At 66.8% G+C, this 21,878-nt stretch carries 21 protein-coding genes; 5 read left to right on the top strand and 16 right to left on the bottom strand.

What is annotated here, in order from left to right; all coding sequences use genetic code 11:
* Positions 1–777, bottom strand: coding sequence for a MerR family transcriptional regulator (locus tag ACLQ3I_RS03620; RefSeq protein WP_425800127.1), 777 nt, complete (start codon positions 775–777; stop codon positions 1–3).
* Between the two features lie 77 nt (positions 778–854).
* A complete protein-coding gene (locus ACLQ3I_RS03615; protein WP_425800126.1) occupies positions 855–1,286 on the bottom strand; it encodes a hypothetical protein in 432 nt (143 codons plus the stop codon).
* Between the two features lie 74 nt (positions 1,287–1,360).
* Here ACLQ3I_RS03615 and tgt point away from each other — a divergent pair, with 74 nt between their 5' ends.
* From tgt to ACLQ3I_RS03600, 3 genes are all read left to right on the top strand, one after another.
* Positions 1,361–2,638: a tRNA guanosine(34) transglycosylase Tgt gene (gene tgt / locus ACLQ3I_RS03610; protein WP_425792957.1), complete on the top strand. Its 1,278-nt coding sequence runs from the start codon at positions 1,361–1,363 to the stop codon at positions 2,636–2,638.
* A 185-nt stretch (positions 2,639–2,823) separates the two neighbouring features.
* Positions 2,824–4,200, top strand: a complete 1,377-nt coding sequence (locus ACLQ3I_RS03605; RefSeq protein WP_425800125.1) for a hemolysin family protein — start codon at positions 2,824–2,826, stop codon at positions 4,198–4,200.
* Positions 4,197–5,216: a hemolysin family protein gene (locus tag ACLQ3I_RS03600; RefSeq protein WP_425800124.1), complete on the top strand. Its 1,020-nt coding sequence runs from the start codon at positions 4,197–4,199 to the stop codon at positions 5,214–5,216. Before ACLQ3I_RS03605 ends, ACLQ3I_RS03600 begins: the two co-directional genes overlap by 4 nt.
* Positions 5,217–5,381: 165 nt before the next feature.
* On the opposite strand, the gene ACLQ3I_RS03595 is transcribed toward ACLQ3I_RS03600, so the two are convergent.
* The 5 genes from ACLQ3I_RS03595 to ACLQ3I_RS03575 form a co-directional block, all read right to left on the bottom strand.
* Positions 5,382–6,617, bottom strand: coding sequence for a DUF222 domain-containing protein (locus ACLQ3I_RS03595; RefSeq protein WP_425800123.1), 1,236 nt, complete (start codon positions 6,615–6,617; stop codon positions 5,382–5,384).
* Between the two features lie 133 nt (positions 6,618–6,750).
* On the bottom strand, positions 6,751–7,539 hold the full coding sequence (locus ACLQ3I_RS03590) for an SGNH/GDSL hydrolase family protein (protein ID WP_425790969.1): 789 nt from the start codon (positions 7,537–7,539) through the stop codon (positions 6,751–6,753).
* 34 nt (positions 7,540–7,573) lie between these two features.
* Positions 7,574–8,338 (bottom strand): SGNH/GDSL hydrolase family protein, encoded by a 765-nt coding sequence (locus tag ACLQ3I_RS03585; protein ID WP_425790971.1) that lies wholly within the window; start codon positions 8,336–8,338, stop codon positions 7,574–7,576.
* A 23-nt stretch (positions 8,339–8,361) separates the two neighbouring features.
* Positions 8,362–9,123, bottom strand: coding sequence for an SDR family NAD(P)-dependent oxidoreductase (locus ACLQ3I_RS03580; RefSeq protein ID WP_425790973.1), 762 nt, complete (start codon positions 9,121–9,123; stop codon positions 8,362–8,364).
* Between the two features lie 32 nt (positions 9,124–9,155).
* Complete coding sequence (locus tag ACLQ3I_RS03575; RefSeq protein ID WP_425800122.1) at positions 9,156–10,931, bottom strand: acyl-CoA dehydrogenase; 1,776 nt, start codon at positions 10,929–10,931, stop codon at positions 9,156–9,158.
* A gap of 107 nt (positions 10,932–11,038) precedes the next feature.
* Here ACLQ3I_RS03575 and ACLQ3I_RS03570 point away from each other — a divergent pair, with 107 nt between their 5' ends.
* The gene (locus ACLQ3I_RS03570; protein WP_425790977.1) at positions 11,039–11,623 is read left to right on the top strand and encodes a TetR/AcrR family transcriptional regulator; all 585 of its coding nucleotides are present in this window, start codon (positions 11,039–11,041) and stop codon (positions 11,621–11,623) included.
* 4 nt (positions 11,624–11,627) lie between these two features.
* Here ACLQ3I_RS03570 and ACLQ3I_RS03565 read toward each other — a convergent pair whose 3' ends face one another.
* The 5 genes from ACLQ3I_RS03565 to ACLQ3I_RS03545 form a co-directional block, all read right to left on the bottom strand.
* Positions 11,628–12,767: a helix-turn-helix transcriptional regulator gene (locus ACLQ3I_RS03565; RefSeq protein WP_425790979.1), complete on the bottom strand. Its 1,140-nt coding sequence runs from the start codon at positions 12,765–12,767 to the stop codon at positions 11,628–11,630.
* Positions 12,768–12,849: 82 nt separating this feature from the next.
* A complete protein-coding gene (locus tag ACLQ3I_RS03560; protein WP_425800121.1) occupies positions 12,850–14,193 on the bottom strand; it encodes an FAD-binding oxidoreductase in 1,344 nt (447 codons plus the stop codon).
* Positions 14,194–14,405: 212 nt separating this feature from the next.
* A complete protein-coding gene (locus ACLQ3I_RS03555) occupies positions 14,406–14,816 on the bottom strand; it encodes a RidA family protein (RefSeq protein ID WP_425790983.1) in 411 nt (136 codons plus the stop codon).
* A 100-nt stretch (positions 14,817–14,916) separates the two neighbouring features.
* Positions 14,917–15,816, bottom strand: coding sequence for a carbohydrate kinase family protein (locus ACLQ3I_RS03550; protein WP_425800120.1), 900 nt, complete (start codon positions 15,814–15,816; stop codon positions 14,917–14,919).
* Positions 15,813–16,469: a class II aldolase/adducin family protein gene (locus tag ACLQ3I_RS03545; RefSeq protein WP_425800119.1), complete on the bottom strand. Its 657-nt coding sequence runs from the start codon at positions 16,467–16,469 to the stop codon at positions 15,813–15,815. Before ACLQ3I_RS03545 ends, ACLQ3I_RS03550 begins: the two co-directional genes overlap by 4 nt.
* Before the next feature lie 100 nt (positions 16,470–16,569).
* Here ACLQ3I_RS03545 and ACLQ3I_RS03540 point away from each other — a divergent pair, with 100 nt between their 5' ends.
* Positions 16,570–17,256 (top strand): DUF6891 domain-containing protein, encoded by a 687-nt coding sequence (locus ACLQ3I_RS03540; protein ID WP_425800118.1) that lies wholly within the window; start codon positions 16,570–16,572, stop codon positions 17,254–17,256.
* 212 nt (positions 17,257–17,468) lie between these two features.
* On the opposite strand, the gene ACLQ3I_RS03535 is transcribed toward ACLQ3I_RS03540, so the two are convergent.
* The 4 genes from ACLQ3I_RS03535 to ACLQ3I_RS03520 form a co-directional block, all read right to left on the bottom strand.
* Positions 17,469–18,671, bottom strand: coding sequence for a serine hydrolase domain-containing protein (locus ACLQ3I_RS03535; protein ID WP_425800117.1), 1,203 nt, complete (start codon positions 18,669–18,671; stop codon positions 17,469–17,471).
* 35 nt (positions 18,672–18,706) lie between these two features.
* The gene (locus ACLQ3I_RS03530) at positions 18,707–19,891 is read right to left on the bottom strand and encodes a pyridoxal phosphate-dependent aminotransferase (protein ID WP_425800116.1); all 1,185 of its coding nucleotides are present in this window, start codon (positions 19,889–19,891) and stop codon (positions 18,707–18,709) included.
* A gap of 68 nt (positions 19,892–19,959) precedes the next feature.
* Positions 19,960–20,796, bottom strand: a complete 837-nt coding sequence (locus ACLQ3I_RS03525) for an aldo/keto reductase (protein WP_425790995.1) — start codon at positions 20,794–20,796, stop codon at positions 19,960–19,962.
* A 39-nt stretch (positions 20,797–20,835) separates the two neighbouring features.
* Positions 20,836–21,765 carry an NADP-dependent oxidoreductase gene (locus tag ACLQ3I_RS03520; protein WP_425800115.1) on the bottom strand — a complete coding sequence of 310 codons (930 nt, stop codon included), beginning with the start codon at positions 21,763–21,765 and terminating at the stop codon, positions 20,836–20,838.
* Positions 21,766–21,878 lie beyond the last annotated feature (113 nt).

Below are 21,878 nucleotides of genomic sequence, written 5' to 3'. Positions count from 1 at the left end.
TCAGCTTCGCTGCTGTTCGGCGTTGGCCACGATGACGTCTCGAACGTAAAGCGCGAGCCCCGGCGCCACATCGTCGTAGTGCTTGGTGAACCGTGGATCGGCGACGTACATGTTCGCGAGATTCACCTGCATCTCGTGGCCGCAGTCGTAGAACTGGTCGATGCCTGAACGATGCTCCTCGGCGAGGGCGTTGGCCTCGGGTGACCCGGGCGCCACACCGGACCGCAGTGCATCGGCGAGCTTCGCCTCGAGGGCGTCCCCCTCCGCCTTGATCCGGCGCCAGTCGTCCTTGCCGAATCGGGCGGTGCGCTTTCTGCTCTGCTCCCAGGCCTCGGAATCGCCCCAGCGTTCCTCGGCCTCGGCGGCGTACTCGTCCCCGAGCCAGTCCTGCCCGAAGATCTCCGCCTGTTCCTCGGCCGTGAGCCGGATTCCGTTGTCTTTCGCGTCCATCATGTCCTCCACAGCTGCGACCATCCGGTGTAAGCGATCGATCCGGTCGATCAGCAGGGCGTGCTGATCACGCAGATGCGCCAGCGCATCCACCGACGGATCGTCGAGCAGGGTCGCTATCTGCTCCAGGGGAAAGCCCAGTTCACGGTAGGTCAGGACCCGATGCAGCCGCTCGATGTCGGCGTCGTCGTACACGCGATAGCCGGCCGGCGTCCGATCCGACGGCACCACCAGACCGATCTGGTCGTAGTGGTGCAAGGTGCGGACGCTGACCCCGGTCAGGCGCGCGACCGCACCGACCGTGCGGGAGGGCTCTGAGTCACTCACACCGGACACTCACTCACACCGGACACTCACTCACACCGGACACTGTCGGGCAACACGTCGCGTCAGGGTCAAGTCCGCTACGGCGCGAGCCCGAACTCCTGGTCGCCCTTGCTGCACGAGGCCAGGATGCCCGCGGTCTCCGCCGGCCTGCATTGCCAGCCGGACACCTCTTGCGGCTGCCCGGTCGCGATCTTCGGGCTGTATTGCGTGGCCACCTGCTGGGCGGTGTCGCAGGAGAGGTCGCCCTGCAGGATCAGGATCCGCAGCGAGCCGTCGGGTCCCTTGGTGACGCCACATTGGGTGTGGCCGGCGTGGTCGTCGGCGACCGACGTGGTCGGCGAGACCGGCTTCGGTCCGCCCACCACGGAAGCGTTCGGGTTCTCCGAGATGGTGGCCGCCGAGGTCTCCGACGACGATGTGGCCTCCTGCTCGCCACCACATGCGGCGAGCGCGACACCGGCGAATCCGGCCAGGACAGCGAGTGAGATGCGATGCAGGCTGCTCGACATGTGATCACCGTACCGGGTTCCGGTGGCGCTCCGAATGCCTGCTGGGTTTGGGTTACACCCGCCCACCTGCAAGGATGCATCGGGTGAGTTCCAGCGACACTGCTTTGCCCCCCGACCATTCCTTCACCGTCGGCACGTCGCTGCCCGGCACGATGGGCCGAACCGGTGTCATCGACACCCCACACGGCCGCATCCACACACCCGCGTTCGTGCCGGTCGGCACCAAGGCCACGGTCAAGACGGTGCTGCCCGAGTCCGTCGAGGCGCTCGGCGCACAGGCGGTGCTCGCCAACGCGTATCACCTCTATCTGCAGCCCGGCCCGGAGATCCTCGACGAGGCCGGCGGGCTCGGCGCTTTCATGAACTGGCGGGGCCCCACCTACACCGACAGTGGCGGATTTCAGGTCATGTCGCTCGGCGTCGGGTTCAAGAAGGTCATCTCGATGGACGTCGCCGGCGAGCAGAACGACGACGCCGTCGCACCCGGCAAGGAACGACTGTCCGCCGTCGACGACGACGGGGTCACCTTCAAATCGCACCTCGACGGCTCGGCGCACCGGTTCACCCCCGAGGTGTCGATGCAGATCCAGCATCAGCTCGGTGCGGACATCATCTTCGCCTTCGATGAACTGACCACGCTGATGAACACTCGTGCGTACCAAGAGAATTCGCTGGAGCGTACCCGGCTGTGGGCGATTCGCTGCCTCGCCGAACACAACCGGCTGTCGCGAGAGCGCGTGCACCGGCCGCGGCAGTCGCTATGGGGGGTCATCCAGGGCGCCCAGTACGAGGACCTGCGACGCAAGGCTGCTCGCGACCTCGTCACGATGAGCGCGATGGACCAGGCCGACGGCGGGCGGGGCTTCGGCGGGTACGGGATCGGTGGTGCGTTGACGAAAGACGACCTCGGTACCATCGTCGGCTGGGTCAACGAGGAGCTGCCCGAGGACTCGGCAAAGCACCTGCTGGGTATCAGTGAGCCCGACGACATCTTCACCGCCATCGAGAACGGCGCCGACACCTTCGACTGCGTCTCACCGACCCGGGTCGCCCGCAACGGTGCGATCTACTCGCTCGACGGCCGCTACAACATCACCAATGCCCGCTATCGCAAGGACTTCCGACCGCTCGACCCCGAGATCGAGAACTACACTTCGCAGTACACCAGGGCCTATCTGCATCACCTGTTCAAGGCGAAGGAGGGGCTGGCCGCGACACTCGCCACGCTGCACAACGTGTCGTTCATCGTGACGATGGTCGACCGGGCACGCCAGGCCATCGAGGCCGGCAATTACGTCGAGTACCGCGACGAATTCCTGGGGCGGTACTACGCGGGTTCGCGCGGGAACTGACCGGAGGGCGCAATCGTTCGGTTTGCGTAGACCCATCCGACTCGGCACCCTGGGAATGGTCCCGCCGAGCCCGAACCGAGAGAGACAATGCGACGCGCAAAGCGCCGAAAACGCCGACGACGATCCGGCCACCCCTGCTCGATCCTGCCTGACGACCACCCGATGGGGATTGCCCGGAGGTCGTCGTGCTGACCCTCCTCGGCATCGCTGCCGGCCTTCTCGTCGTCATCCTCATCACCGCCCTGACCGGTTATTTCGTCGCTCAGGAGTTCGCCTACATGGCGGTCGACCGCTCCCGGCTGAAAGCTCGTGCCGAAGCCGGTGACGCCGCCGCCGCCCGAGCTCTCACGGTCACCCGTCGCACCTCGTTCATGCTGTCCGGCGCCCAGCTCGGTATCACCGTCACCGGCCTGCTGGTCGGCTACGTCGCCGAACCGCTCATCGGCAGTGGGGTCGGCGACCTGCTCGACGACCTCGGCATCCCGGTTGCCGCCGGTGTGGCGATCGGCACCGTGTCCGCCATCCTGTTCTCCACCGTGGTCCAGATGGTGCTTGGCGAGCTGTTCCCCAAGAATCTCGCGATCGCCCGCCCGGAACCGGTCGCTCGTCGCCTGGCCGGTTCCACCACCGCGTACCTGGCCGTCTTCGGCTGGTTGATCGCGCTGTTCGACAAGTCGTCGAACCTGCTGCTGAAGCTGCTGCGGATCGAACCGGTACACGACGTCGAGCACTCGGCCACGCCCCGCGACCTCGAACACATCGTCGCCGAATCACGAGACGCCGGGGAACTCCCCGCCGATCTGTCCACCTTGCTCGACCGCGTCCTCGACTTCCCCACGCGCACAGCGGGACACGCGATGATCCCACGCACCCGGGTGGACAGCATCCGCGCCGACGAAACGGCCTCGACGGTGCTCGCCACGATGAGCACCGGGCACACCCGCTACCCGGTCGTCGACGACGACGCCGAGGTGATCGGTGTGATCAGGCTGCACGATCTGCTCGACTGGCAGGCCTCCTCGGACGCGGATTCCGCTGCCACCGCGGCGACCTTGTGCCGTCCGGCGGTGATCGTCCCTACGTCACTCCCGCTGCCGGAGGCGCTGACCCGCATTCGCGACGCGTCCGACGAGATGGCCGTGGTGATCGACGAGTACGGTGGCTTCGACGGCGTGGTGACCGTCGAGGACATCGCCGAGGAACTCGTCGGCGAGATCGACGACGAACACGATCCGGACCTGCCCGACGTGATCGAGCGCATCGACACCGGGTGGCGCATCCGTGGCGACGCCCATCTCGACGAGGTGTCCCGCGAGATCGGCCATGATCTGCCCGACGGCGAGCACGAGACGGTGGCGGGCCTGGTCATCGGCAGATTCGGTGGTCTGCCCGAGGTCGGCGACGCGGTGTCGCTGGAAATGACTGTCGACGCGACAGCGCCCGACGAAGAATCCACACCCATGGTGACAATCCACGTGCTCGCTATCGAGCGACACGTCCCGTCGTCGGTGCTGCTCACCGTCGAGGACCTGCAGACTGCCGACGAGGGGGGCGCCCGATGACAAACCCATGGGTCGTGGCGATCGCGACCGTTGCGTTGATCGCAGCCAGCGCCTTCTTTGTCGCCGTCGAGTTCGCGTTGATCGCCGCCCGCCGGCATCGCCTCGAGGATGCGGCGCCGAACAGTCGATCGGCTCGGGCTGCGCTGCGCAGTGCGTCGGAACTGTCTGTGCTGCTGGCAGGTTCGCAGCTCGGCATCACCGTCTGTACCCTGGCGCTCGGTGCCATCACCAAGCCTGCGGTCCACCACTGGCTGACCCCGGCGTTCGAAAGCTGGGGATTGCCGACGTGGTTCGCCGACATCGCGGGCTTCATACTGGCCCTGGCGATTGTGACGTTCTTGCATCTCGTTGTCGGCGAGATGGCCCCGAAGTCATGGGCCATCGCGCATCCGGAACGTTCGGCCACATTGCTGGCGATCCCGATGCGGGCGTTCATGTGGCTGACGCGCCCGATTATCGTCTGCCTCAATCGGCTGGCCAACTGGTGTTTGCTCCGAGTCGGCGTCGAGCCGGTGGATCAGGTCGGCGCGGGCCAGGATTCGGCGGCGCTGCGGCACCTCGTCGAGCACTCGGCGACCGTCGGAACATTGGACGAGCGCTATCACGCGCATCTGGCCAGCGCGCTCGAACTCGAATCCTTGACCGTCGCCGACGTGACCGGCCACGGCGAGGTCACCGCCGTCGCGCGTGATGCCTCGTCCACGCGGATCCGCGAGGTCTCACGCAGCAGTGGTCACCGACGAATCCTGGTGCGCAGCGGAACCTCTCCGAGCGACAAGACGATCGATGGCGTCGTGCACGTCCGCGACAGCCTGGCGGCACCGGCGGCCGCGACCGCCGCCGATCTCATGCGGCCGGTCCTCTCACTGGCATCGACGGTGCCGGTGTACGAGGCGCTCGCCACGATGAGGGAGACCCGGCAGCACATCGCGACCGTCGTCGACGATGACCGCGTGATCGGCCTGCTCACCCTCGACGACGTACTCGAGCGGCTGCTGGCCACCACATCCGGGTGATCCCGCTGCCCACGCTATGAAGTTGTCAATGGACATGTGCGGTCCCGGCCGGCGGTCGGGTGCACGGTGAATGTTCTTCCCGAAATGTGCTGCGCTGGTGTGCGTAACTTTCCCGGTCCGCTGGTCGAGTGGCCGACGAACGTGGTGAGGAGGCGTATCGAGACCTCAGGCGGCGATGTCGTCGAGGTGCATGGTGCGTCGGTGGTAGGCGGGCAATGGTTTTCGGTGTGGGTCAACGGTGCTCGGTGGGATGAGCCAGGGGTGGCGGTCGATGCCGAGGGCGATGTCCCACCTGTGGGCGTGGACCTGGGCGTGGCAGGACGGACATAAGAGGCAGCCGTTGTCGAGGTCGGTGGGTCCGCCGTCGCTCCAGAACACCATGTGGTGGATGTGTGCCCAGGAGGCTGGTGCTCCGCATTTGATGCAGCATTGGTCGCGAGCGATGATGGCTTTGCGTTGGTGGGATGTGAACAGGCGTTGTTCGAAGCCCATGTCCAGTGGTGCGCGGTTGCCGTCGATGATGATCTCGGTGATGCCGGCATCGCACGCCAACATCTTTGCCGTCGCCTGCGATACCGGGCCGAGCCATGGCAGCGACGCGAGGTCGGGGGTGTCGACCGGGATGGTCAGGTTGATGTGTGTCTTCGGTGCGGTCATGAACGGGGTGTTCGCCGACGTGGCGGCGTCGAGGATCTGTTCGAGCGCATCGGCGCGTTGCGCGCCCGGACTGCGGGCGTCGGGGGAGCCGTCGGGTTCGGGGCGCGCCTGGGTGAGTGAGTCGATGGCGGCGGTCAACTTCTCACCGATCACGACATCGAGATCGCCCTTCACGGCGACTCGCCCGTCGGAGGTGGGGACAACTGCGAACTCGTTGATCCGTCGATCCTCACCCGCGGGCAGTCCGCCGGTTTCGGCGGCGACCTGGTTACCGAGCCCACGTGCGACCTTCTCGATCTCTTTCGGCGTGGCTCCGGACAGCGCGTGGGCGATCAGCGCCTGCTCGTGTTCGAGGCGCTCCTCATCACAGAGCCCGTCGGCGGCGCGACGCATGATGTGCACCATGCCGGCCACCATCGCATCGACATGCTCACCGGAGAACACCCCATCTCCTGCGTAGCCCGGCAGTCGTTGCAGGGACGCCAGTGCTGTGCCGATCCGCAGCCAGCGCGAGGCGACCCCGGGTGCGGCACCCATCTCGATCAGCAGGTTGCACGTTGTGCCGCCGGACTGTGGTGCCACGCCCAACCGGTCGAGCGCCGCGGCGTGGATCGCCAGCCGGTGATCGACAACGTTACGCAGTTCCAGCAACGCCTTGGTGGCGTCGAACACCTGCCGCCCTGACGCTGCATCGGCGACGGTGACCTCACGCGCACAAGCAATGATCGAGCTGATCTCCCCCATGTCATCCAGCATACTCGAACGCGTGTTCGAGTCAAGCATTTCTTCAGTGCCACAAAGAAACTCGCCAATTCTGGCCTCACGCAACTCTCCAGGATATCGCGACGCAACGACAAGATCGGCCGGGCTCGAGGGATCAGCCGAGCAACTCGCGCAGGCCCTCCGCCACCGCCGCCATTCCCTCGGCGTTGGGATGGAAGGAAGCGCCGATCCGGTTCAGATCGGTGAAGAACCCGAAGACCCAGGGTGCCGCGTCACCGAGCGCATGGGCTTCGCTCAACGAAGACGCGGAAAACAGTTCGGCACCGGACCGATCTGCGGCCACCAGGTGCGCCTCGCGCACGGCGGCCTGAATGCGGCGCGCCTTTGCCAGATCTGCTGCGGGAAAAGGGACGTCATGTCCGGCGACGGTGCGGTCACCGACGGCGGTCAGATAGTCGACCAGAACGATCCGTGCTCGTGGAGCGCGTTCGCGTACTTCACCGACCACCACGACGAGACCATCGGCGGTGCGCTCGATGTCGGCACTCGTCGGATCCGGAACGGGGTCGCTGACCATTCCGGCCACCAGCTTCGCGATCGGTGATGCCGGAGCATGTTGTCGCCACGCCGCGGCGAGCATGAAGCCGATGTACTGCAGATCGTTTCCACCCGCTGTGACGGTGACGACGTCGGCCTCCGCAGGCAGCTTGTCGATCTGCGGCCCGAATCGTGTTCCGGTCGGCGAGATCTGCTCGGTGCGGACGATGTTGTCTGTCGTCGCACCCGACACCGAGAGGTCAACCAGGCGGGCGTCGAGATGCTCGGCGAGGAGATGGGCATAGTTCCGTGTGGAGCGCATTGCCGCCGAATCGTCCATCGGCGAAATTCCGGGGCCGGCCGCATAGGAGCTTCCCAGGGCAGCGATGCGGCGGATGTGGGACACCTGGCCATCGTGCCAGGGTCGCCGAGCGCGACGACTACCGCGTTGTGGCTCGTGGTTCGACGGCGATCCAGGTCGGGTGCTTCGCATCCCGATCATCTCCCGACGATCGGCCTCGGAGTCGCCGGATGACCCACGGGGCCAGGTGACTACGCGTGAAACGCAGATCTTCGGTCCAGCGGTATCCGATGATCGGTTCCACCGGCCGGTCGGGCATCGCAAGCGTGTGGACGCCGATGGCGCGTAGGACATGTGCCGCAACCCGCTGATGGCCGATCGGATTGAGGTGGAGTCGATCGTCGGACCAGTAGGCCGGTCGCCGGATCTCGCTGTCGTGGAACATGTCGACGAACGTCAGATCCTCGTCGGCGGCCAGGGTGGCGATCTCGGTGGTGAGGAACTCGCCGCGGGACCGGATGGTGTCGCGGAACGGCAACCCAGACGAGGGGTCCGCGCCGGCGAGCAGGACGACCTCGATCCCCGCGTCGCGGCATCGTCGGACCGCTTGGCGGGTGAGCTCGATCAACCGCGCGAGATCCCCGCCCGGACGCAACATGTCGTTGCCGCCCCCGTTGAAGGTGAGCAGGGTGGGCAGTGGATTCAATGCGAGTGCCGTATCGACCTGTTCGGTGGCGATCGGTTCCAGGAGGCGCCCACGGATCGCGAGATTGGCGTACTCGACGCCACCGTGCTCGGCCGCGAGACCTTCCGCGACCAGGTCGGCCCACCCGCGAGGATGGACGCCGTCCGGCTCATCGCCGACGCCTTCGGTGAAACTGTCGCCGATAGCAACGTATCGCATTGTGCCCCCGTGTCTTCCGGTCTCTAGGTGATGGTCACGCCGCCGTCGACCGGGATGGTCTGCCCGGTCACGTAACCCGATGCCGGCGAGGCCAGCCACACAGCCGTCGCCGCCAGTTCCTCGCCCTGGCCCATCCGGCCGAGGAGAACGCGCGGCAGCTGGGACTCCAGGTAGCCGTCGTGGTAGGTGTCGGTCATCTCGCTCTCGAAGAATCCCGGCGCGATCGCATTGACCCGGATTCCCTTGCGCGACGCCCATTGCTGAGCCAGATCGCGGGTGAGTCCGATGACGCCGGCCTTGCTGGCCGCGTACGCGGCCTGGGGGAGTCCGGCGGTGGTGATGCCCAGGACGCTGGAGATGTTGACGACCGCGCTGCCGGGCTGCATGACCCGAGCGCACGCCTGCGCCATCCAGTACGACCCGTTGAGGTTGACATCGACAACAGAGCGGAACTGATCGGGGGTCTCGCGGGTCGCCGGGACCGCGGTACCCACACCGGCGTTGTTGATCAGGACGTCCACCCGGCCGAAGGCTTCCATCGCCGCATCGATGACGGCCTGGCACTGGTCGGGATCGGCGACGTCCGCGGGCACGCACAGCGCTTTGCGGCCCAGGGCCTCCACCTTGGCTGCGGTGTCGGCGAGGCGCTCGGCGCGCCGGGCGGCGAGCACGATGTCGGCTCCGGCCTCGGCGAACCCGGTGGCGAACGACACCCCGAGACCCGACGACGCGCCGGTGACGACAACGACCTTGTCGGTCAGGTTGAACATGTCCAGCAGGGGCATGTGATGACTCCTTGGGTCGGTGCGGTGGCCGGTCAGAACCAGGCCGGGTCGGTGTCCAGGGTGGTGCGATCGAGCGCGGCGACCAGCGACAGCTGCGCAGCCGTCTTCGGCAGTTCGTAGCGGAAGAAGTACTGGGCGGCAGCACGTTTGCCGTCGTAGAAATCGCCCGTCCGGTCCGCGGCCGCCAGCAGCTGCTCGAGCCACATCCAGGCCACGACGATGTGTCCGGCCGCCTCCAGATACGCGGTGGCGTTGGCGAGCGACAGCGCCGGATCGCCGGCCGACCACACCTGTGCGGTGGTGGTGACCAGCTGGTCGACAGCCTTCCGGAGGTCGGTGGCGTACTCCGCGGTGCTCTCGCCCGAGGCCGCGCGGTCGATGGTCGCGCCGATCGTCTCGGCGAGCAGGGCGAGGCCTGCGCCGCCGTTCATGACCACCTTGCGGCCGAGCAGGTCGAGTCCATGGATGCCGTGGGTACCCTCGTGAATCGGGTTCAGCCGGTTGTCGCGGTAGTACTGCTCGACGTCGAATTCCTTGGTGTAGCCGTAGCCGCCGTGAACCTGGATGGCCAGGCTGTTGGCCTCCAGACACCACTGTGACGGCCAGCTCTTCGCGATCGGGGTGAGCACATCGAGGAGGAGACCCGCCCGGGCCTGGTCGTCGCCGCTGCTGGTGGACTGTTCGTCGACCAACTTGCTGCAGTACAGGCCGAGCGCGAGAGCGCCCTCCACGTAGGACTTCTGGGCGAGCAACATGCGCTTGACGTCGGCGTGCTCGATGATCGGCACGGGTTTGCTCGCCGGGTCCTTCTGGTCCACCGGTCGGCCCTGCGTGCGGACCTTCGCGTACTCGAGCGATGCGAGGTACCCCGCGTATCCCAGTGACGTGGCCAGGAATCCGACCCCGATCCGTGCCTCGTTCATCATGTGGAACATGTAGCTGAGGCCGCGGTGTTCCTCGCCGACGAGGTAGCCGACGGCGCCTGTCTCCGACGTCGGCGAGTGCGTGCCGTCGCCGAAGTTCAGCAGCGTGTTGGTGGTCGCGCGGTTGCCCATCTTGTGGTTGAGGCCGACGAGGGCAACGTCGTTGCGGGTGCCGTCCGCCAGGTACTTGGGCACGATGAACAAGGAGATGCCCTTGACGCCGGGCCCGCCTCCGGGTGCCTTCGCGAGCACGAGATGCACGATGTTCTCGGAGAGTTCGTGGTCGCCTGCGGAGATCCACATCTTGGTGCCGGTGATCCGGTACGTGCCGTCGGGCATCGGCTCGGCCTTGGTGGTGATGTCGGCGAGCGACGATCCGGCCTGCGGTTCCGAGAGGCACATCGTGCCGAAGTACCGGCCCTCGACCATGGGGCGTACCCAGGTGTCGAGTTGCTCGGGGGTGCCGTACTCGGCGATCAGATTCGCGTTGCCGACGGTCAGGAACGTGTACGACGACATCGCCGCGTTGGCGGCCTGGAACCACGCACTCGAGGCCCGGCTGATCACGGTGGGGAGTTGCATACCGCCCAACGATTCGTCATACGAACCCGCCATCAGGCCGGCCTTCACGAACTCGGCGATGCCGGACGTGATCTCGTCGGGCAGCACGACCTTGCCGTCGTCACCGACGTACGGTTCGTTCTGGTCGCCGAGCTTGTTGACCGGGGCGAAGCGTTTGGTCGCCAGGTTCTCGCTGAGTTCGAGTACCGCGTCGAAGGTCTCCCGCGAGTGCTCACGGAAATGATCGCGACTGGTGAGCTTCTCGACCTCGAGCCACTCGTAGAGCAGGAACTCGAGATCGCGACGGGACATCGGGGCGGCCATGGGACTCCTTCAGTAACTAAGCGCTCGCTCATTTCTAAGCGCTCGCTTATGATGCACCGTACAGTGCGATCTGGTCAACAAGGCTGTGGTCGGGAGAGAGGTGGGAGATGGCCGTGTCGCGTGCCGGTGACTCCGTGGCAGCGGAACGGATTCGTCAGGCGGCGATTGCGTCCTTCGCCGAGGTCGGCTACGGGGGGACATCCACCCGGCAGATCGCCAAGCGGTTGAACATGAGCGCCGCGGCGATGTACCCGCACTACCGATCGAAAGAGGAACTGCTCTACGCGATCGCGCTCCAGGGACACCGCGGTGTGCTGGCGGCGTTGCGCGCCGTCGACGACGAGTCCTTGCCCGACGACCAGCGGTTACGGGCCGTCGTGAGGGAATTCGCGCAGTGGCAGGCGGAACACCATCAGCTCGCGAAAGTCGTGCAATACGAACTCCACGGACTGACGCGCGAGCACTACCGCGAGATCACTGCGATCCGACGGGATACGTCAGATGTGATCAGCTCCATCGTGAGCAAAGGCGTGGCGTCGGGGGAGTTCACCGTCGCCGCGGCCGGCGATGTCGTGCTGGCGCTGTCCTCGTTGTGCGTCGACGTCTGTCGCTGGTTTCCCTCGCGGACGCACCGTGACCCCGAGGCACTGGGTCGCGCGTACGGCGACCTTGCTGTGCGGATGGTCAGGTAGCCCGCTACCCGCCGGCGACGTCGAATGACCCCGATGGCAGCAACGGATCGTTCATCCGCGGGGCATATTGATCGAAGTAGACCCGCGCAATGAGTTCGCGCCGACTCCGGACGCCTGCCTTGTCGAAGATCGACTTGAGGTGATCCTGGACCGTGTAGGCGGACACGTGCAGTGCGGTCGCGATGTCCTTGGTCGCCACGCCCTGCAGCACCATCTGGGTGACGTCGCGTTCCCGGGCGGTGAGGCCGAAGGCCGCGACCACCATCGGCACGATCTCCGGGGGGCGCGCCTCCTCGATCGTCACCACCACCTCGCCGACTCGTCCCTCGGCGTTCGAGAGCGGTGACGCGTGCACCACCAACCACATCCCGGAAGCCCCCCGGACGCGCAGTCGAGGCGGGACATCGGTCTCTCCCCGTCCGTAGCGGCGGGCCGCACCCACCAACGAGGTGATCACCGAACTCGCTGCGCCGCTGTTTCTTCCGGTCAGTAGGTCGTCGAGGCGCTCTTCGGCGCCCGAACTCATCTGGATCATCTGGTTGGTGCTGTCGACGATGAGGACGCACGGCCCGGCGGAGGTGGCCTGGGGTTCGGCGACGACCGTGGTGAGCAGCCCGGTCCGGACTCCGCGTGCCATGGACTGCGACAAGGTGTCGAGATAGTCGATCTCGCCGGTATCGAACGGCGCCTCCCCGGCCTCCCGGAAGAACGCGATGGCACCCCACACCTGCGCGCCGTCGCGCAGGATCAGCCGCGCCTCGTCCCGGAAGTCGAAGTGCGGCGTCATGAATTCGGCCATCCGGGGCGAACGCCGGCTATCGCCGCCGGTCAGTTCGTGCACGCCGACCGCGTCGACACGGGCGAGTGCGAGTTCGCGGAACGACGAGTCCTCCGCGCGGCCGTACTCCATCAGCCCGAACTCGTCGTCATGGGTGTTGCGTCCGACCAACGATCCGTACTTGCGAACGCTCGTCAGGATCAACGAATTCGGGTCGACGGTGGCGGCGCACGCCGCGGCGTGCGGGACTGCACGGGTCAGCGACTCGATGGTCTCGTCGATGAAGTCACTCACCCCGAGGCCCGCGTGGGCCAGCACGTCGATGTCGCGGCGTACGCGCTCGGCGGTCAAGGCTGCTGTGGCCATGGTCATCAGTGTCCGTCGTCGCAGGTCAGATGTCCATCCCAGATTTGTGGGGCAGACATTCGGGGCACTGTGCTGGTCGCGATCAGGCCGTCCGGCGGAACACCCCGTCCGGATCGTGGCGCTCGCGGATGGCGGACAACCGGTCACAATCGTCCGGCGACCACAGTTCGGGCAACTCCACGGCCGGTGTCTGGCCGGCGAAGTTCAGGGCGGCTCCGTCGGCCCATGGTGCGACCGCGGCGTTCACCGCTCCGACGTGCGGGCCGGCCAGCTCGGCGGCAGCACCTGCCGGGACCGCGATGGCGAGGATGTTGTAGGCCGCTGATCGGGCGGTGACCGAATTCGGAACACCCTGGGGTGCAGCCAGTTTCCCGCCCAAGAGGCGAAGCTCGACGATGGCCAGCGGACTTGCGACCGCCGGTCCGGCCACGGCGAGGACGGCGTCGACGGCCTCGGCCGGGAGCTCCCGTAGTGCGCTGCCACGTTCGATGCTGGGCATCGGTCCCGGCGGATCCATGTGCACGGCGTCGAGCGCGGCGACCGGCATCACAGCGACGTTCTGCAGCAGGACCGGTCCGGCGGTCGTCATCGGGGCGAGTAACTGTGCACCGATCGCCGGATCTCCGGTGTAGGTGAATCGGACGTGGACCGCCATCTGACCCTGCAGCGGGGCAGGGAGCGCAGGGTCCGGCGGGAGGCGCAGGATGGCAACCGAGGTGCCCGCCTCTTCCGGCAGGGTCGGTGCCCATCGGCGCCAGGCATGCAGAACCTGTTCGGCCGCCGATCCGGCAAAGAAGATGCCCCCGCCGTAGATGCTGGAGAGCTCGATCAGGTCGAACTCGACGGCTGTCACGATCCCGCAGCCGTCCCGGCCGCCGAGGAGCGCCCAGAACAGGTCGGGCCCGGCGCCGGCGTCGACCGTGCGAATGGTGCCGTCAGCGGTCACCACCTCGATGCTGCGGACGTGGTCGGCGGCGTAGCCGAACTGCCGTCCGAGAGGGCTCAATCCGCCGCCGAGCGTGTATCCGACGACGCCCACCGACGAGGACGACCCGACGAGGCCGGACAGTCCGTGTGCCGCGGTCGCGGCGATCACGTCACGCCACCGGGCGCCTGCCCCGACGCGCGCGGTCCTGGTGACCGGGTCGACGCTGACCTCGGTCATGCGGGAGGTGACGATGGTGAGGTACCCGTTGCCTTCGACGACCGGGCCGTGGCCGGTGGCGCGAACGCCCACCCGGAGACCGTGGTCGCGGGCATATCGGACCGCGGCCGCGACGTCGTCGGCCGACGTGGCACCGACGACGATGTCGGGGGTCTGGACGGTGGCTACGTTGAAGCCGGCGAGTTCCGCGGCGTATCCGGGATCGGTGGGGGTGAGGACGGGGCCGGCCACCGTGGCGGCGTCGGGCGTGGTGAGGGACATGGGGTTCTCCTGGTTGTGAAGGGGTCTGAAGAGGTTGTGGTGAGGTTGATCTCGATACGGCGGCTCGCTGCGCTCGCTGCCTACTCGATCAGCGGACAGTGGTCGCTGTGTGGTCGATCAGCGGATGGTGGTCGCTGTGTGGCTTTCCGCTGGTCGAGTAGCCCCGAGCCGCCAGGCGAGGGGCGTATCGAGACCACACTCGCCATCTACGTTCAGCGACCGGCCTGGGCGGTGATCTCGACGGCGAGTCCGGGGAGGGCGAGGGCGGCGACACCGACGAGGGCGGCCGGTGGCGTCGCACCGTGCGCGTCGAGGCGTTCGGTGAGTGCCTCGTAGGCGGCCAGGGTCGCCGGGACGTCGGTCGTGAAGATGGTGATCGAGAAGGCATCCGCCAGCGTGAGGTCGACGCGCGCCAAGATCTCCTCGACATGGTGGACGGCGAGCGAGAGTTGCGCGGCGACATCACCTTCGTGCAGCAGGCTGCCGTCGTCGGCGACGGACGCCTGGCCGGCGATGGTCAGGACTTCACGCGGCGCAGGCCGTAGCTGGGCGTGGTCGAAGCGGAACCCGGCGTTCCAGCTCGTCGGGTTGATGCGGATGGTGGTGCGGGCCGGAGTGCTCATGCATACGAGACTCGCTCGTGCACTCGACGATTCCCATCCCGAGCGTCAGTGGAGTTCTGCGCCCAGATTTCTGGGGGTCATCCGATCGATCGATGACGCGTCAGCCCGTGATCGACGCCCAGGTGAAGTCGCCGTGGTCGCTGCCCAGTCCGGTCGCGACGATCCCGGCCACCGCACAGCCGATCTCCGCGGCGGCGAGGAGTCCCAGATCGTGCCCGCGAGCGGCGAGGAAGCCCGCCGAGAACGAATCGCCGCAACCGCTGGTGTCGACGACGGTCACATCGTGGGCACGAGCATGCTCGGCGTCGTCGGCGGTCACCACGTAGGCGCCGTCGGCGCCCGCGGTGGCCGCCACGCAGCTGACGCCGCGGTCGACGAGGCGTCGGCACGCGGCGATCACGTCTGACTCGTCGGTGAATCCGCGGACCTGGTCGTCGTTGGGAAGGAGGTAATCGAGTTGTGGCAGAACAGGTTCGATCCATGCCAGTAGGCCGGGATCGCCGTCGGCGAGGATGTCGGCGGAGATGGTGGTCCCGGTGGCGCGGATGTCGGCGAGCAGCGGGGCCAGTTCCGGCGGGTTGAGGAGCTCCGGTGCACCGATGTGCACGTGGTCCATCCCGGTGAGGAGCTCCAACGGGGCGCTGTCGAGCGGATAGGCGAGGTTGGCGCCGGGTAGGTGCAGCGCAGGTCGGTCCCCGTTACTGCGGATCGGCAACATGCTCATCGACGTCGGTTGGTCGACCGTGACGAGATGGTCGGTGTTCACTCCGTTGCGATGGAGCATCGTGGTCAGCAGGTCGCCGGGGTCATCGTGGCCGATCGCGCCCACCGTGTAGACCTCGACGCCCAGCTTGGCGAGGGCGAGAGCGGTGCCGCCGGCCGGTCCCGCCGGTGACATCCGGATGTTCTGCACGAGGGCAGCACCCTGACCTCCGGGGATCTCGTCCACAGGTTGTGCGAGCACGTCGAGGACGTGTGCTCCGAACGTGGCCACTCTCATGGATTCCTCCCGGGGAACGGTGAATACTGTCGTCGCGTCGCGGTGATCACGACGTCGACGATGTCGTCGTCGGTGAGGGTCGCGGGCGGGGCGACCGCCGCGGAACGCAGGTACAGCTCGGCCAGCCAGTCCACGAGTTCGATTCGGTCGCAGGCCGAGTCGAGGTCGTCGCCGTATGCGACGGAACCGTGGTTGCGCATGAGGGCGGCCGTGCGATCGGTCAGGGCCGCGGCCACCGCCTCGCCGAGTGCGCGGCTGCCGAACACTGCATACGGCGCAACTCGGATCGCACCCCCGATGAGGGCGGCCGTGTAATGCACCACGGGCAGCTCATCGACGACGTTGGCAGCGGCTGTCGACGCGATCGGGTGTGCGTGGACCACCGCGGCCGCCGACGTGTGGTGATACACGTCGAGGTGGATGCGCAATTCCGATGTCGGCTGAAAGGGCGTGTCCTCCACGATCGTTCCGTCGAGGTCGACCGCCACCATCTGGTCGGGCGTGACGTCGGCGAGCCGGCAGCCCGACGGGGTCAGGAGAACGTGATCGTCCACGCGGACCGAGAGATTCCCGCCGGTGCCGTGGGTCATCCCCGCGCGGGCAAGTCGATGAGCAGCGGCGCCGAGCGCCGCGCGTTCCTCGGAGAAGCGCACGCCCGAGAGGTTACGCGGTGTCGTCCGAACAGACGAACCGTCGCCATCGCCGGAACCATGCGATCGGTGGCGACGTCCAATAGCCAATCAGACCCGTTGGATGGGAGCATCTATGCAGGGAGCGCACCTTACCGATCTGCGTGATCTCGTGAGGTCTCGATTGGTCCCCGGTTTCACCGGGCTCGTCGAGATCGAGGCGGACGCGCGCGACTGGGCCGAGGACGTCGGTGAGTCGGCCGATGCCGCTGTCGGGGAGGTTCGCCGGCTCTGGGACGATCGGGCGCAAGCGCAACGGCAGTGGACCGACAACGGTGACTATGCGCGGCTGCGGGCTGCCTTCGATGATCTCGACTCAGAAGGCGTGCTGGCCCGGATGAATTTCTCGTGCTGTAGCCGATGCGCCACACAGGAGATCGATGGTGAACGCACCCCGGACCCGGATCGCGACGACTGGTACAAATTCCGCGAGTGGGCCTACGTCTTCTTCCACGAACAGGACGCCGAACGGCTCGCAGACGACGACGCAGTCCTCTATCTCGGCTACAGTGCCTTTCGTCCGCATCCGACCCTGCCGGAATCGCTGCTGGACGCGATGTCGGCCGGTGACGCCGATGCCGAGCACGTCGCATACGAGCGCACCGAGACCCTGCTCGCCGAGCAGATCGTCGGGACCCTTCGGCGGCACGGACTCGATGTCGCGTGGTCGGGTTCCCGGCACGACCGGATCGGTGTCAATGTCAAGGAATGGCGTAAACCGTTGCCACAGAATGTCACTGATCGGGCGTAGAATCATTGCTCGCGCACTGGAGTTACGGATCGGGCGACCGCGTCGTCGGCCCAGCGAGGCGCGATGCCCGGCCGGATGACCCCCCCACGCGCACGATCGGCGACATTCTGTGCACGATCGGCGAGGTTCTGTGCCCGATCGGCCAGGTTCTGTGCCCGATGGGCGAGGTTCTGTGCCCGATGGGCGAGCTCGTGGGGCAGGCGGGTGGGTCCTCAGCCGAGTGAGCGGTAGACGGCCCGCTCGAAGTCCAGGTACTTGCCGTACGCGGTCGGATCGAGGAATGGGAAGATCTGGGTCGCCCAGAAGCCGCCGATCTTGGTGCGTCGATCAATCCAGTAGTACAGATTGGCCAGCCCGGCCCAGGCGAGCGATCCCGCGGGTCGGCCCGTGGGAGCGTCCTCGTCGTTGATCAGGAAGCTGAGTCCCCAGGACTTGGGGATTCCCGGAAAAAAGTCCATATCGTGGGCCAGCGCGGGGATCACGCCGGGCAGCGTGGTCACCGTGAGGTTGCCGAGGTGGTTGCGCGAGGCGTCCGCGATCGTGTCGGGCCGCAAAATCTGCTCGCCCGAGTCGGAGAGGCCGTCGTTGAGCCACATCCGGATGAACGCCAGGTAGTCGCGCACGGTCGAGTAGAGGCCCTGGCCGCCCATGTGCACCTCGGGGTCGTCGGGCATCTTCCACTTGTGGTTGGGGGACAAGGAACCGTCCGGCGCTCGGTGGTGCAGGACGGCACGTCGGCGGGCCAGATCGTCGGGGAGGGTGAACGACGTGTCGGACATACCGAGGGGGCTGAAAACGTGCTCGGACATCACGTCGCCCAGTCGGTGACCGGTGACGCCTTCGACGACGAGTCCGGCCCAGTCCATGCTGCTGCCGTACTCCCACCGTGTGCCGGGATCGAAGAGCAACGGAGTGGACAATGATTCCATCGTCGCACTGATGACACCCGGAACGCCGTGGTCACCGGTCAGCCGACGATAGTTCTCGTTGAAGAAGTCGTATCCGAAACCGGCTGTGTGGGTGAGTAATTGGCGTGGCGTCACGTCGGAGGACGGTGGGCGGAGTCGGGGGCTGCCGTCGTCCGCGAAGCCGTCGAGCACCTGGACGTCGCGCAACTGCGGGACGTATTCCCTGGCCGGCACATCGAGATCGAGCAGGCCGCGCTCGACGAGTTGCAGAGCGACGGTTGCGGTGATCGCTTTGGTGGTGGAGAACATGGCGAATACGCTGTCGATGGTCATCTGATCGGTGCCGTCGACAGCGCGCAGGCCCGCAGCGGACAGCGTCAGGAGCTCCGTGTCGGTGGTGACGCCCGCGACCACGCCGGGCACTCGTGCCGAGCCGGTGACCGCGGCGTCGAGTACCTCGCCGACCGCACGCTCGATCTTCCGTGAATCGATGATCTGTGGACCCATGGCGCTCATCCTCCTCGATGCGCTGACGGTCGATCTCAGGCAGGTCGCCGGAGTGTGTCGACGAACTCGCCGAGCCGCCGTAGTCCCTCGGTCAGTTCGTCGATCGATGCTGCGTACGACAGCCGAACGTGGTCGTCGGCGGTATGGTGGCCGAAATCCTTTCCCGGAGTGAGGGACACGTGTACCTCACGCAATGCTCGGTCACAGAACTCCGACGACGTGAGTCCGGTCGGCGAGACATCGAGGTAGACGTAGAACGCGCCGTCGGGCACCACCGGCACATCGAGTCCGATCCGCGCCAGACCGTCGACGACGAGTTCGCGCCGGATGCGGAACTCCTCGCGGCGGGCCTCGGCCAACGTGAGCGATTCGTCGGTGAAGCACTCGAGTGCGGCGTACTGCGCCGGTGTCGGAGGGCAGATGTAGTAATTCTGCGCCAGTCGTTCCATCACCGGGACGAGATCGTCGGGCACGATGCACCAGCCCAGACGCCAGCCGGTCATCCCGAAGTACTTGGAGAAGCTGTTGATGACGATCGCACCTGGGTCCGCGGCCAGGATGCTCGTCGGGCGGGCGCCGTCGGGCCCGGGATCGGCCAGGCCGAGATAGATCTCGTCGACGATCCGCCATCCGTCGCGGTCGGCCACGTCGGCGCAGATCCGGACCAGTTCGTCGTACGGCACCGACGTCCCGGTCGGATTGGACGGCGACGCGACCATCACTCCCCGAGTGTGTTCGCCCCAGGCGTCGGTGACGAGTGCCGACGTCAGTTGGAAGCGCGTTGCCGGGGTGGTCGGTATCAGACGCACATGCGCCCCGAAGCTCTCCGCGAACTGCCGGTTGCACGGATACGACGGATCGGCGACGAGGACCTCGTCGCCCGGATCGACGAGGGCAGCGCAGCTCAACAGCAGTGCGGCCGAGGCCCCGGACGTGACGACCACTCGCCGGGGGGCGACATCCACACCGAATTCGGTGCGGCAGAACCCGGCGATCGCCGTGCGCAGTTCGGGCAACCCGAGTGCCCCGGTGTAGGTCAGCGGCCGGCCGTCGGTCAGCTCACGGATCGCGGCGAGAAAGGCCGGCGGTGCACCGAAGTCGGGCTCGCCGATACTCAATTTGATGACGTCGTGACCGGCGGCCTCGAGTTCGGCGGCCCGCTTTCCGAACTCCATCGCGTAGAACGGCGCGACGGCCTCGGCGCGCTGGGAGATCCTCATGGGGTCATTGTGGGCCCAGCGGCCGAGGCCGTGCGAAGCGGGCCGGATCGTTTCCGGTTCGCGGCGGGTCAGCTCTCCGGGATGTAGTTGAACTCGTCAGGGTTCGGTCCGCGACGCCGGTCCTTGTTCAGCCCGTCGATGGCGGCGATGTCTTCGACGGACAGCTCGAAATCGAAGAGGGAGAAGTTCTCCTCGACCCGTGAGCGGGTCACCGACTTCGGAAACACGATGTCGCCGCGCTGGATGTGCCAGCGCAGGGTGACCTGAGCTGTGCTGCGGTTCTTCTCCTGGGCGATTTTGACGAGTACGGGGTCGTCGAGGACGTCGCCCTGTGCGATCGGCGACCACGCCTCGGTCGCGATGTCGTGCTCGGAGTTGAATGCGCGCAAGGCATTTTGCGTCAGGTACGGATGGACCTCGATCTGGTTGACCGCGGGCACCACATCGGTTTCGGCGAACAGTCGCTCAAGGTGAGCGCGCTGGAAGTTGGAGACACCGATCGCTCGTGCCTTGCCGTCGCCGTGGAACTTCTCGAGGGCCCGCCAGGTCTCGGCATAGTCGCCGACCCCGGGCAGCGGCCAGTGGATCAGGAAGAGATCGATCTGCTCGAGACCGAGGTCCGCGAGTGTCTGATCGGCGGCCTTGAGGGCGTCGTCGTAGGCGTGGAAGCCGTTGTTCAGTTTGCTGGTGATGAACACGTCGCGACGATCGAGCCCCGATTTGGCCAGGGCGGCGCCAACGCCCTTCTCGTTCCCGTACATCTCGGCGGTGTCGATGTGGCGGTAACCGACGTCCAGCGCGGCCAGCGTGGCCGCCTCGGTCTCCTCCGGCGGGATCTGGAAAACGCCGAAACCGAGCTGGGGGATCTGTACACCATTGTTGAGAGTGATTGTGGGAACCGACATTCGGCTACTTCCTTTCGGTTGGATCAGCTTTCAGGTGGCTCACGGCAGCAGGATGAACTTGCCCCGTGGATGTGCGTGCTCGAGTTCGGTGAGTACGGTCGCAGCGTCGGTCAGCGGGAAGGTCGCCGCGACCTCGGTGAGGAGTGTTCCCGCCGCGGCGTCGGCGATGAGGCCTTCGACGGCCGCGGCCCGATGTCGTCTGCTCTCCGGGGTGCTGCCGTTCACCAGGACGATTCCGTCGGCGGCACGTCCGAAGGCGGCGACACTGACGACCTTTCCGGGATTGTCGACCAGGGCAAGTGAGGTGTCGATGGCGTCGTCGTTGCCCACCGTGTCGATGACGGCGGTGACCGGGGCCGGCGTGAGCGCCGCGATGCGCTCGAGGAGTCCGTCGCCATAGGGCACCGGGGTCGCGCCGAGTGCGCGCACGTGTTCCTGGTTGGCGGGACCCGCGGTGGCGATGACGGTTGCACCCGCGGTCACTGCGAGCTGCACCGCGATCGAGCCGACCGCGCCGGAACCGCCGTGGACGAGAACCACATCGGATTCGGTCACGTCTGCGGTGCGCACGGCGTCGGCCGCAGTGACCCCGACGAGGAGGAGCCCGGCCGCGCGCTCGACGTCGAGTTCGGCAGGCCGCGGATGAACTGCGCGGACGTTCGCGAGCACGCTGTCGGCGTACGCGCCGTGAGCCCGGTACACGATGACCTCGTCGCCGACCGCGAAGGGATCTGCGAGGTCGCCGACCGCGGTCACCGTCCCCGCCAGCTCGTAACCGATCGCCAGCGGGAGTTTCGACTCGTCGGTGCCGGTCTGGCCACGGACGGACTTGACGTCGACCGGGTTCATCCCGATGGCCCGTGTCTGCACGACCACCTGTCCCGGCAGGGGAGCCGGGATCTCGTGATCGACATACTCGAGCACATCTGCAGGGTCGCCATAGGCGGTCGCGACGAATCTCTTGGCCATGTGTGGTTCAAGGGTACGGCCCGGGGCGAGTATTCCGATGCGAGTCGGCCTGCGCTGCCGACCGGGGGCCGACGTCGACCGGTGGCGCAATTGGTAACCGTTCAGTTACCATT

It is taken from the genome of Gordonia sp. DT101, assembly GCF_049844895.1.
GTDB lineage: Bacteria > Actinomycetota > Actinomycetes > Mycobacteriales > Mycobacteriaceae > Gordonia.
The sequence above is the reverse complement of the archived record's forward strand: the minus strand, read 5'-3'. Positions and strand labels throughout refer to the sequence as shown.

Excerpts from the sequence above, each read along its gene's own strand:
- ACLQ3I_RS03615 (WP_425800126.1), bottom strand. The coding sequence starts at position 1,286 with ATGTCGAGCAGCCTGCATCGCATCTCACTCGCTGTCCTGGCCGGATTC.
- ACLQ3I_RS03565 (WP_425790979.1), bottom strand. The coding sequence starts at position 12,767 with ATGGCCACAGCAGCCTTGACCGCCGAGCGCGTACGCCGCGACATCGAC.
- ACLQ3I_RS03540 (WP_425800118.1), top strand. The coding sequence starts at position 16,570 with ATGGGAGCATCTATGCAGGGAGCGCACCTTACCGATCTGCGTGATCTC.
- ACLQ3I_RS03585 (WP_425790971.1), bottom strand. The coding sequence starts at position 8,338 with ATGCGATACGTTGCTATCGGCGACAGTTTCACCGAAGGCGTCGGCGAT.
- tgt (WP_425792957.1), top strand. The coding sequence starts at position 1,361 with ATGCATCGGGTGAGTTCCAGCGACACTGCTTTGCCCCCCGACCATTCC.
- ACLQ3I_RS03600 (WP_425800124.1), top strand. The coding sequence starts at position 4,197 with ATGACAAACCCATGGGTCGTGGCGATCGCGACCGTTGCGTTGATCGCA.
- ACLQ3I_RS03555 (WP_425790983.1), bottom strand. The coding sequence starts at position 14,816 with ATGAGCACTCCGGCCCGCACCACCATCCGCATCAACCCGACGAGCTGG.
- ACLQ3I_RS03550 (WP_425800120.1), bottom strand. The coding sequence starts at position 15,816 with ATGAGAGTGGCCACGTTCGGAGCACACGTCCTCGACGTGCTCGCACAA.
- ACLQ3I_RS03580 (WP_425790973.1), bottom strand. The coding sequence starts at position 9,123 with ATGCCCCTGCTGGACATGTTCAACCTGACCGACAAGGTCGTTGTCGTC.
- ACLQ3I_RS03520 (WP_425800115.1), bottom strand. The coding sequence starts at position 21,765 with ATGGCCAAGAGATTCGTCGCGACCGCCTATGGCGACCCTGCAGATGTG.
- ACLQ3I_RS03530 (WP_425800116.1), bottom strand. The coding sequence starts at position 19,891 with ATGAGGATCTCCCAGCGCGCCGAGGCCGTCGCGCCGTTCTACGCGATG.
- ACLQ3I_RS03535 (WP_425800117.1), bottom strand. The coding sequence starts at position 18,671 with ATGGGTCCACAGATCATCGATTCACGGAAGATCGAGCGTGCGGTCGGC.
- ACLQ3I_RS03525 (WP_425790995.1), bottom strand. The coding sequence starts at position 20,796 with ATGTCGGTTCCCACAATCACTCTCAACAATGGTGTACAGATCCCCCAG.
- ACLQ3I_RS03595 (WP_425800123.1), bottom strand. The coding sequence starts at position 6,617 with ATGGGGGAGATCAGCTCGATCATTGCTTGTGCGCGTGAGGTCACCGTC.
- ACLQ3I_RS03575 (WP_425800122.1), bottom strand. The coding sequence starts at position 10,931 with ATGGCCGCCCCGATGTCCCGTCGCGATCTCGAGTTCCTGCTCTACGAG.
- ACLQ3I_RS03560 (WP_425800121.1), bottom strand. The coding sequence starts at position 14,193 with ATGTCCCTCACCACGCCCGACGCCGCCACGGTGGCCGGCCCCGTCCTC.
- ACLQ3I_RS03570 (WP_425790977.1), top strand. The coding sequence starts at position 11,039 with ATGGCCGTGTCGCGTGCCGGTGACTCCGTGGCAGCGGAACGGATTCGT.